At 69.2% G+C, this 7,154-nt stretch carries 7 protein-coding genes; 6 read left to right on the plus strand and 1 reads right to left on the minus strand.

Features of this window, described 5'->3' with window-relative positions; genetic code table 11:
* Window position 1: 1 nt before the first annotated feature.
* The 3 genes from ctaD (at window position 2) to K5S26_RS04640 (ending at window position 3,154) form a co-directional block, all read left to right on the plus strand.
* Window positions 2–1,747, plus strand: coding sequence for an aa3-type cytochrome oxidase subunit I (gene ctaD, locus K5S26_RS04630; RefSeq protein ID WP_221856442.1), 1,746 nt, complete (start codon window positions 2–4; stop codon window positions 1,745–1,747).
* On the plus strand, window positions 1,747–2,184 hold the full coding sequence (ctaF, locus tag K5S26_RS04635; protein ID WP_221856443.1) for an aa3-type cytochrome oxidase subunit IV: 438 nt from the start codon (window positions 1,747–1,749) through the stop codon (window positions 2,182–2,184). The genes ctaD and ctaF overlap by 1 nt, the downstream gene beginning before the upstream one ends.
* Before the next feature lie 166 nt (window positions 2,185–2,350).
* Entirely contained in the window at window positions 2,351–3,154 is an 804-nt protein-coding gene (locus K5S26_RS04640) for an acetoin reductase (protein ID WP_221856444.1), read from the plus strand.
* A gap of 71 nt (window positions 3,155–3,225) precedes the next feature.
* On the opposite strand, the gene K5S26_RS04645 is transcribed toward K5S26_RS04640, so the two are convergent.
* Window positions 3,226–3,789: a DJ-1/PfpI family protein gene (locus tag K5S26_RS04645; RefSeq protein ID WP_221856445.1), complete on the minus strand. Its 564-nt coding sequence runs from the start codon at window positions 3,787–3,789 to the stop codon at window positions 3,226–3,228.
* Between the two features lie 161 nt (window positions 3,790–3,950).
* Between K5S26_RS04645 and K5S26_RS04650 the strand changes: the two genes are divergently transcribed.
* The 3 genes from K5S26_RS04650 (at window position 3,951) to K5S26_RS04660 (ending at window position 7,071) form a co-directional block, all read left to right on the plus strand.
* Window positions 3,951–4,598 (plus strand): hypothetical protein, encoded by a 648-nt coding sequence (locus K5S26_RS04650; RefSeq protein WP_221856446.1) that lies wholly within the window; start codon window positions 3,951–3,953, stop codon window positions 4,596–4,598.
* Window positions 4,595–6,193 (plus strand): GMC family oxidoreductase, encoded by a 1,599-nt coding sequence (locus tag K5S26_RS04655; RefSeq protein WP_221856447.1) that lies wholly within the window; start codon window positions 4,595–4,597, stop codon window positions 6,191–6,193. Before K5S26_RS04650 ends, K5S26_RS04655 begins: the two co-directional genes overlap by 4 nt.
* A gap of 80 nt (window positions 6,194–6,273) precedes the next feature.
* A complete protein-coding gene (locus tag K5S26_RS04660) occupies window positions 6,274–7,071 on the plus strand; it encodes an IclR family transcriptional regulator (protein WP_221856448.1) in 798 nt (265 codons plus the stop codon).
* The last annotated feature ends 83 nt before the right edge of the window (window positions 7,072–7,154 follow it).

Consider the following 7,154-nt stretch of genomic DNA (forward strand, 5'->3'; position numbering starts at 1 on the left):
CATGGCGACGACCCTTGACGAGCACCGCACCACGCTCCCGCCCCGCCAGGCCGCTCTGCTCAGCGCATCGCGCACCGAGCAGAAGGGCAACATCGTGGTCAAGTGGATCACCTCCACCGACCACAAGACCATCGGGTACATGTACCTGATCGCCTCGGTGCTGTTCTTCGCGATCGGCGGCGTGATGGCGCTGATCATCCGCGCCGAGCTGTTCGCCCCGGGCATGCAGATCCTGCCCACCAAGGAGCAGTACAACCAGCTGTTCACGATGCACGGCACGATCATGCTGCTGATGTTCGCGACGCCGCTCTTCGCCGGCTTCGCGAACGCGATCCTGCCGCTGCAGCTGGGCGCGCCCGATGTGGCGTTCCCGCGTCTGAACGCCTTCGCGTTCTGGCTGTTCCTCTTCGGCTCGACCATCGCGGTCGCCGGCTTCCTGACCCCGTCGGGCGCGGCGTCGTTCGGCTGGTTCGCGTATCAGCCGCTCGCCAACGCGACGTTCTCGCCGGGAGTCGGCGGCAACCTCTGGATGCTCGGCCTCGGCCTCTCCGGCTTCGGCACCATCCTCGGAGCCGTGAACTTCATCACCACCATCATCACGATGCGCGCCCCCGGCCTCACGATGTGGCGCATGCCGATCTTCACCTGGAACACGCTCATCACGAGCCTGCTGATCCTCGTGGCGTTCCCCGTGCTCGCGGCCGCGATGTTCGCCGCCGCCGCCGACCGCGTGCTCGGCGCCCACATCTATGACCCGGCCAACGGCGGCGTGCTGCTCTGGCAGCACCTGTTCTGGTTCTTCGGCCACCCCGAGGTGTACATCATCGCGCTGCCGTTCTTCGGCATCGTGTCGGAGATCTTCCCGGTCTTCAGTCGCAAGCCGATCTTCGGCTACAAGACGCTGGTGTACGCGACCATCGCGATCGCCGCGCTGTCCGTCGCCGTGTGGGCGCACCACATGTACGTCACCGGAGCGGTGCTGCTGCCGTTCTTCGCGCTGATGACGATGCTGATCGCCGTGCCGACCGGTGTGAAGATCTTCAACTGGATCGGCACGATGTGGCGAGGCTCGCTGACGTTCGAGACGCCGATGGTGTTCGCGCTCGGCTTCCTCGTGTCGTTCGTGTTCGGCGGTCTGACCGGCGTGATCCTGTCGGCGCCGCCGCTGGACTTCCACCTGTCCGACTCGTACTTCGTCGTCGCGCACTTCCACTACGTCGTCTTCGGAACCGTCGTGTTCGCGATGTTCGCCGGCTTCTACTTCTGGTGGCCGAAGTGGACGGGCCGGATGCTCAACGAGCGGCTGGGCTACGTGCACTTCTGGATGCTGTTCATCGGCTTCCACATGACGTTCCTCATCCAGCACTGGCTGGGCGTCGACGGCATGGTGCGCCGTTACGCCGACTACTCGGCCGCCGACGGGTGGACCTGGCAGAACCAGCTCTCGACCGTGGGAGCGATCATCCTGGGCGCTTCGCTGCTGCCGTTCTTCCTGAACGTCTGGATCACGGCGCGCACGGCCCCCAAGATCACCGTGAACGACCCGTGGGGCTACGGTGGATCGCTCGAATGGGCGACCTCGTGCCCGCCGCCGCGGCACAACTTCACGTCGATCCCGCGCATCCGCAGCGAGCGTCCCGCGTTCGACCTCAACCACCCCGAGGCCGGCATCCCGGTCGGCGTGGGCCCGGCGAAGGACGCCCCCGACGCGCCTGTGATCGACGCTGCGGACGGAAAGGTCAAGTAATGCGCTCCAACGTGGCCATCTGGTGGCTGCTGTCGGGCTTCTTCGCCCTGATGGCCGTCGTCTACATCGTGTGGAACATCCTGGCCCACCCCGATCTGCCCTGGTACTCGGCCATCGAGTGGGCCGGTGCGACCGCGCTGACGTTCGGCATCTTCATGGCGGGCTTCGTCGCCTTCTACATCCAGATGGTGCACAAGGGCCAGAGGGGCATCGCGCTTTCCGAGGACCGCGACGACGCCGACATCGACGACGGCGACGCGGAGATCGGGGAGTTCAGCCCCTGGTCCTGGTGGCCGCTGGTTCTGGCGGCGTCCGCCGCGATCGGCATCATCTCCCTCGCTGTGGCACAGTTCCTGTTCCCCGTCGCGATCATGATCTTCGCGGTCGCGATCGTGGGCTGGGTGTACGAGTACTACCGCGGCTACTTCGCACGCTGAGACGCGCAACGACGACGCCCCCATTCCCGTTCGCGGGATGGGGGCGTCGTCGTTCTCGGCACTCGCCTTCTCGACATCCGAGAGGCGGGGTTCCGGCGGCTCGGTCGCCCTCCTACCGTCGCGCGTGACCCCCTCACCAGGACGGGGCGCGAGTCGAGGAGGATTCATGAGCACGCACAGGAGCGAGACGGAGAGCACCCGGGTGGCCGTGGCCACGGGAGCGGCCCGCGGCATCGGCCGCGGAATCGCGGAGAGGCTCGGCCGGGACGGTCTGCACGTCGTGGTCGCCGACCTCCCGCAGGCTGAGACCGGCATCGCGGAGACCGTGGAGACGATCACCGCGGCCGGCGGTGTCGCGAGCGCCGCCGTCGTCGACGTCACGGACGAGGCGAGCGTGGACGCGCTCGTGCAGGCCGCGGTGCGGGAAGGCGGGCGCCTCGACGTGTTCGTCGCCAATGCGGGCATCGCCCAGGTCGAGGAGCTCCTGGACTACTCCAGCGAGGACTTCCAGAGGATCCTCGACGTGAACGTCACCGGGGTGTTCTACCAGTACCGTGCCGCAGCGCGGCAGCTGATCGCGCAGGGGGAGGGCGGCAAGATCATCGGCGCCGCGTCGATCGTGGCCTTCCGCCCGTTCGCGCTGCTCGGGCCGTACTCGGCCACCAAGTGGGCCGTGCGCGGCCTCACTCAGGCGGCCGCGATGGAATGGGCGGCGCACGGCATCACGGTCAACGCGTACGGGCCGGGCATCGTCGGGACCGCGATGTGGGACCTGATCGACGAGAAGCTGTCGGCCAAGCAGGGGATCCCCCGCGGGCAGGCGCTCGAGGAGAACGCCAAGTCGATCCTGCTCGGACGTGTGTCCGTCCCGGACGACGTCGCTCGTCTGGTGTCCTACCTCGCGTCGGAGGACTCGGACTACGTCACCGGGCAGACCGTCCTCGTCGACGGCGGCATCCAGTTCTCCTGAGCGACGGCGCGGACACGACATGGCTGAGGGCCCTCCCCGTCCGTCGGGGAGGGCCCTCAGCCATGTCCGCCTCAGGCGCCGATCGGCGCCCGCTCCCGCAGCAGGCGGATGAACTCGCGGAACCACGGGCCGTTGTCGTTCCACGCCCTCGCGCTGACCAGGTTCCCGTCGACCAGCGCCTCCGAGTTCTGGTAGGTGCCGCCGCCCGCCACGACGTCTGCGGCGATCTCGGGGAAGCCGGACGTCGTCCGTCCCGCCAGCACGCCGCTCTGGGCGAGGATGATCGGACCGTGGCACGTCACGGCGACGGGGGCGTCGGCGCCGAAGAAGTGGGCGACGATGCGCTGAACGTCGGGGTTGTTGCGCAGGTACTCCGGGGCCCGGCCGCCGGGCACGACGAGCGCCACGTACGCGGACGGATCGACGTCGGCCAGCGCGATGTCGGCCTCCCAGCCGTGGCCGAGCTTCTCGGTGAAGGTGTCGTACCCCTCGAAGTCGTGCACCACGAACTGGAGGCGCTTCTTGGTCGGCGCCGCGATGACGGGCTCGTATCCCTCCTCCCGCAGCCGCTCGTAGGGGTAGAAGACCTCGAGCGTCTCCGAGAAGTCTCCCGCGAGGATCAGGACTTTGGACATCGGTGTCTCCGTTCGGATCGGGGCACGTCGGTCGCGTGATGGGGTCTGCGTCGACCGTCGCGTGCCGTCTGGGTCGAGGCTCGCCTCTGCCCGTCGCGCCCGCAATGCCGCTTCTCGCATGTCGAGAACGCCACTGGTGCGCTGCACCCGGAGCGGACACCGTGAGCGTCGAGACATTCATGCACTGGGCGACGTCGCCCGGCCTCGACGAAGAGGAGCGAACAGCCATGGCATACCCGGCCAAGTTCCCGCAGCTCAACCGCACCGAGCTCACCGACCACGCGCGGGACGTGCTCGTCCGCGTGCTGCGGGTCGCCTTCCCGCATCGCACGTTCCCGGACGGCCCCTACGAGCGGACGGCCGACATCATCCTGGCGGAAGCGCGCGGATCCACTTGGCTGCGGGTGACCCTGACGCAGGGCCTTCTCACCCTCGACTCGCTGTCCGACGGCGACTTCCGCGGTCTCGACGAGTCGGCCGCCACCGCGGTGCTGCGGGGCATCGAGCGCACCGATTTCTTCGGCTTCATCCGCCGCACGGCCGTGCTCAACCTGTACGACGACCCCGAGGTGTGGGAGGCGGTCGGCTACGAGGGGCCGTCGTTCGACCTCGGCGGCTACCTGCACCGCGGGTTCGACGATCTCGACTGGCTGCCCGAGCCGCGCATCGAGGAGTACGACGGGGACCCCCTCGATCCGCTGCCCGGCCCGCAGCGCCCGCGGACAGGCACGTCGCGCGTGCCGGTCGACGTCGTCCACAGCTCGCAGCCGGGAGACATCGCCGCGCAGCACGACGGGGTCGCACGATGAGCGCGCAGCGCGAGGCGTCGCAGAGCCGCTTCGGCAGGCCGATCGACCTCGACGAGGAGGCCGTCGTCCTGATCGGCTCCGGTGCAGGGGGTGGCACGCTCGCGCACGAGCTGACCGCACGCGGGATCCCCGTCGTCCTGCTGGAGGCCGGCGGATATCTGCGCAACGAGGACTACGAGAACGACGAGTGGCGCGCCTTCAACCAGATGGCCTGGCTGGACCCGCGCACGACCAGCGGCTCGTGGCGGATCGCCCGGGACTTCCCGAACCTGCCGGCCTGGATCGTCAAGGCGGTCGGGGGCACCACCACGCACTGGTCCGGAGCGACTCCGCGCTTCCACGCGCACGAGTTCCACGCCCGCAGCACGTACGGCCGGGTCGACGGGGCGAACCTGCTGGACTGGCCGATCACGCTGGACGAGCTGGAGCCCTGGTACGAGAGGGCGGAGGACGCGATCGGCTCGACGCATCGCGGAGGACGCCCGCCGCTGCCCGCGAACAACAACTACAAGGTGCTCGCGGAGGGCGCTCAGCGCCTCGGCTATCGCTACTACGCCACCGGACCGTACGGCACGAACGCCGAGCCGTACGACGGGCGCCCGGCGAGCATCCAGGACGGCTTCAATTTCCAGGGCGACAAGAACCGCTCGAAGTGGAGCATCATGGTGCGCGAGATCCCGCGCGCGCTCGAGACCGGCCTCCTCGACCTGCGCACGCGTGCGCATGCCGTGCAGATCACGCACGACGCCGCAGGCCGTGTCGACGCGGTGCTGTACCTCGACGAAGACGGCGCCCTGCAGCGCCAGCGGGCGCGCCTCGTCGTCGTGGCGGGCAACTCGATCGAGACGCCGCGGCTGCTGCTGAGCGCGAGCTCGCTGTTCCCCGACGGCCTGGCGAACTCCTCCGGACAGGTGGGTCGCAACTACATGCGCCACACCACCGGATCGCTGTATGCGCGATTCGACAAGCCGGTGAGGATGTATCGGGGCGAGACCATGGCGGGCCTGATCGCGGACGAGTCCGTGCACGACCCGAGCCGAGGCTTCGCCGGCGGATACTTCATGGAGACCATCTCGCTCGGTCCCGCCTTCCTCGCGAGCTTCGCCGAACCGGGCGCCTGGGGAGCGGGGTTCGCCGAGATCATCGACGCCTACGAGAGAACCGCCGGGATGTGGATCGTGGGGGAGGACATGCCTCAGGAGGGCAATCGCATCACCCTCAACAGGTCGGTGACCGACGAGCATGGTCTGCCGGTGCCGAACGTCCATTACGACGACCACGGCAACGACGCCGCCATGCGCGAGCACGGGTACGAACGAGGCACGCTCCTGTACGAGGCGGTGGGCGCCCAGCACGTGCACCGCACGCCGCCGTATCCCTCGACGCATAACCTCGGGACGGCGCGGATGAGCGAGCGGCCTGAGGACGGTGTCGTGGACCGATGGGGCGCCGCACACGACGTCCCGAACCTGTTCGTCGGCGACGGCTCGGTGTTCACCACCAGCGCCGCGGCGAACCCGACCCTGACCATCGTCGCGCTGGCCATGAGACAGGCCGATCACATCGCGTCGCGGCTGTCGTCGGGAGACCTGTGAACGCGCCGGTGCACTCGCTGTCACCTCCCCGCCCCGGCACGCTCACCACGGTCCCAGCAAGGTCTGCGCATACTGCTGGCGTGACGATCCTCGCCGGACGGACGGGCAGCGGAGCCCGGGGAGAGGGCGGCGTCCCCAGCGCCGTGAAATGCCTCGCGATCCTCGAGCTCGTGGCCGAGCGCGGCGGGATGGCCGCGGGCGACATCCGCGACGAGCTGGGCTATTCGCTGCCGACGGTGTATCGCCTGGCCCAGCTGCTGGTCGAGGCCGAGTACCTCGTCCACCTGCGCGAGGGTCATCGGTTCGAGCTCGGATACAAGGTGCACCGGCTCGGCCGTGCGCTGCATCACCAGATCGGCGTGTCGGCGCCCGTGCGCGACGTGGTGCGCGAGCTGCACGAGACCGGGCGGGTGGCTGCCTACTTCGCGGTCTATCGCGGCGCCGACGTCGTCGTCGCCCACGTCGTCGACTCGCCTCGCACGCCACGGATCCGCCCGCTCGAGTTCGGCTTCCACGAGGCCACCCATGCGACGGCGTTCGGCAAGATCGTGCTGGCGAACCTCACCGCCGAGCAGCGCGACACCTTCGTCGCCGCGCGCGGGCTGTCGCGCCTCACCGAGCACACGATCGTCGAACGGGCGGAGCTCGAACGGCACCTCGACTACGTGCGGCTGCAGGGGATCGCGTGGGAGCGGGGAGAGTTCGTGGACGGCCACACCTGTGCGGCTGTCGGCGTGCGCGGCGCCACGGGGGAGATCCTGGGCGCGGTGGCGTTCTCGGTCGAGACGGCTCGTCTCGGCGACCGCGCCGACGAACTGGAACGACTGCTGCGAGTGGCTGGAGCACGCGTCAGCAGGATTCTGCGCGGTATCGGCTGAGACGGGGGAAGCACGAGAGAGGGGGGGGGGGGGGTGGGCGCGCGCGCCCCCCCCCCCACAGGGGGGGGGGCGGGGGCGCGGGG

This window comes from Microbacterium marinilacus (assembly GCF_019753765.1).
Taxonomy (GTDB): Bacteria; Actinomycetota; Actinomycetes; order Actinomycetales; family Microbacteriaceae; genus Microbacterium; species Microbacterium marinilacus.

What these genes read in the sequence shown, in the direction of transcription:
- ctaD (WP_221856442.1), top strand. Translation starts at nt 2, where the DNA reads ATGGCGACGACCCTTGACGAGCACCGCACCACGCTCCCGCCCCGCCAG.
- K5S26_RS04645 (WP_221856445.1), bottom strand. Translation starts at nt 3,789, where the DNA reads ATGTCCAAAGTCCTGATCCTCGCGGGAGACTTCTCGGAGACGCTCGAG.
- ctaF (WP_221856443.1), top strand. Translation starts at nt 1,747, where the DNA reads ATGCGCTCCAACGTGGCCATCTGGTGGCTGCTGTCGGGCTTCTTCGCC.
- K5S26_RS04640 (WP_221856444.1), top strand. Translation starts at nt 2,351, where the DNA reads ATGAGCACGCACAGGAGCGAGACGGAGAGCACCCGGGTGGCCGTGGCC.
- K5S26_RS04655 (WP_221856447.1), top strand. Translation starts at nt 4,595, where the DNA reads ATGAGCGCGCAGCGCGAGGCGTCGCAGAGCCGCTTCGGCAGGCCGATC.